1 protein-coding gene is annotated in these 2406 nt (G+C 78.2%); it reads right to left on the bottom strand.

All coding sequences use genetic code 11. The features are described 5' to 3' along the window. A partial coding sequence (locus tag ACFWN1_RS32920; RefSeq protein WP_384370319.1) for a type I polyketide synthase occupies positions 1-2406 on the bottom strand: 2406 nt, incomplete at both ends.

Here is a 2406-nt window from a genome sequence, read left to right as displayed (position 1 = left end):
GATCGGCCGTACGAGCGAGCGCAGCGGGGCCGGCACCACGTCCGCGCCGTCCAGGCCCGCCGGCGTGAACCGGCTCGCGACCAGCGCCGCCCGTCCCGTGCCCCCGGCCGCCTCGGCGAGCGCGGCGTCGAAGAGCCCCAGCCCCTCCGTGGCGGTCAGCGGCGCGATGCCGGTGCGGGCCAGACGAGCCCGGTCGGCGGCGGTCAGGTGCCCGCCCATCCCGGACCCGGTGTCCCACAGGCCCCAGCCGAGGGAGACGGCGGGGAGCCCGAGGGCGCGCCGGTGCTCGGCCAGTGCGTCCAGATAGGCGTTCGCGGCGGCGTAGTTGGCCTGGCCCGCGGTCCCCGTCACCCCGGTGACCGACGAGAACAGCACGAACGCGTCGAGCGCGAGGTCCAGTTCGGCGGCGACCTCGTGCAGCAGCACCGCCGCGCCGGCCTTCGGGCGCAGCACCCGGTCCAGGCGCTCCGACGTCAGATCCTCCAGGAGCCCGTCGTCGAGGACGCCGGCGGCGTGGACGACGGCCGTGACGGGCGGCGTGCCCGGCGCGCCGGACAGCAGGGCGCGGACGGCGCCCTGGTCGGCCGTGTCGGCGGCGACGAGCGAGACCTCCGCCCCCAGCGCGCGCAGACGGGAGAGCAGTTCGGCGCCGCCGGGCGCGTCGGGCCCCCGCCTGCTGGTGAGCAGCAGGTGCCGGACGCCGTGCGCGCGGACGAGGTGCTCGGCGAGCAGGGTGCCGAGGGCGCCGGTGGCGCCCGTGAGCAGCACCCTCCCCTCCGGCCGGAACGGACGGAACGGCCGGTCCGGCTCCGAGGGGGCGACCCGGGGGAGTTCGCCGAGACGCGGGACGAGGATCCGGCCCTCCCGCAGCGCGAGCTGCGGCTCACCCGTCGCCAGGGCCCGGTCGAGGACGGCCGCGGAGGCCGCGCTGCCGTCCGTGTCGACCAGCGTGAACAGCTCCGGATGCTCGCTCTGCGCGGTGCGCGCCAGCCCCCACACGGCGGCCGACGCCGGCCCCGGCAGCTCCTCGCCCACAGCGGTGGCGACGGCCCCCTCCGTGACCAGCGCGAGCCGCTCCCCACCGGACCGGTCCCGCGCCAGCCACTCCTGCACGACCTCCAGCGCGTGACCGGCGGCGGCACGGGCGTCCGCGTAAGGCCCCAGGTGAGCGACCTCGGGCGCCGCTCCTGCCGAACCGGCGGAGGCCGGGGCGAGCGGCCGCCAGTCCACCGCGTACAGCGGCGGCCCCGCCGGCTCCGTCCCCGCGGTCAGCGCGCCCGCCGGCACCGGGCGCAGCACGAGCGCCTCCGCCGTCACCACGGGCGCGCCCGCCGGATCGGTGGCGCGCAGCGACACCGCGCCCGTCCCGGCGGGGGCAAGGACGACCCGCAGCACGGCGGCGTCGGTGGCGTGCAGCCGCAGCCCCGTCCAGGCGAACGGCAGCACGACCTCCGCCGCGTCCTCGTCCCGCACCGGCAGCAGGTGCAGCGCCGCGTCGAGCAGCGTCGGGTGCACGCCGAACCCGCCCGGCACCACGGCGCCCGGCTCCTCCGGCAACCGCACCTCGGCGAACAGGGTGTCCCCGTCGCGCCATGCCGCCGCCAGCCGGCGGAACGCGGGCCCGTAGCCGTAGCCGAGCCCCGCCAGCCGGCCGTACACCTCGTCCACGTCCAGCGGGGCGGCGCCCGCCGGCGGCCACACCTCGGCCCCGGCGGTCACCGGACCCGCCTCCTCGGGGGCCAGGAGACCGGAGGCGTGCCGCACCCAGGGGGCCTCCTCCGACGTCCGTGCGTGCACCGCGAAGGCCCGCCGTCCGCCGGCCTCCGCGTCCCCGTCGACGGTCACCTGGAGGGAGACCGTACGGTCCTCGTGCCACAGCAGCGGCGTCTCCAGGGTCAGTTCTTCCACGACCGGCACACCGGCCGACTCGGCCGCCTGGAGCGCGAGTTCGGCGAAGAGCGCGCCCGGGACGAGCGGAGTTCCGCCGACCGCGTGGTCCGCGAGCCACGGCAGCCGCCCGGAACCGATCTCTCCCGCGAGGAACAGCCCCCGGCCGTCGGCGAGCTCCACGGCGGGACCGAGCAGACCGCTCCCGTCACCGGCGCGGGCGCCCGCCTCCATCCAGTAGCGCTCACGCTGGAAGGCGTAGGTGGGCAGCTCGTGCGCGTCCCCGTCCGCGTCGCCCTCCGCGAAGGAGGCGCGGTCGACCGGGACGCCCCGCGTGTGGACGGCGGCGAGCGCCGCCAGGACCGCCGCCCGTTCTCCCCGCCCCCGCCGCAGCAGCGGCACCGACCCCGGCGTGAGGGAGGTGAGCGCGGCGTCCGGTCCGAGTTCGATCGCGGTGAAGGGGCCGTGGGTGGTGAGGGTTTGGATGGCGTGGTGGTAGCGGACGGTGTCGCGGATGTG

The sequence above is a fragment of the Streptomyces sp. NPDC058459 genome, from assembly GCF_042721685.1.
In the GTDB taxonomy this organism is placed as follows: domain Bacteria; phylum Actinomycetota; class Actinomycetes; order Streptomycetales; family Streptomycetaceae; genus Streptomyces.
This window is presented reverse-complemented; position numbering and strand designations above follow the sequence as displayed.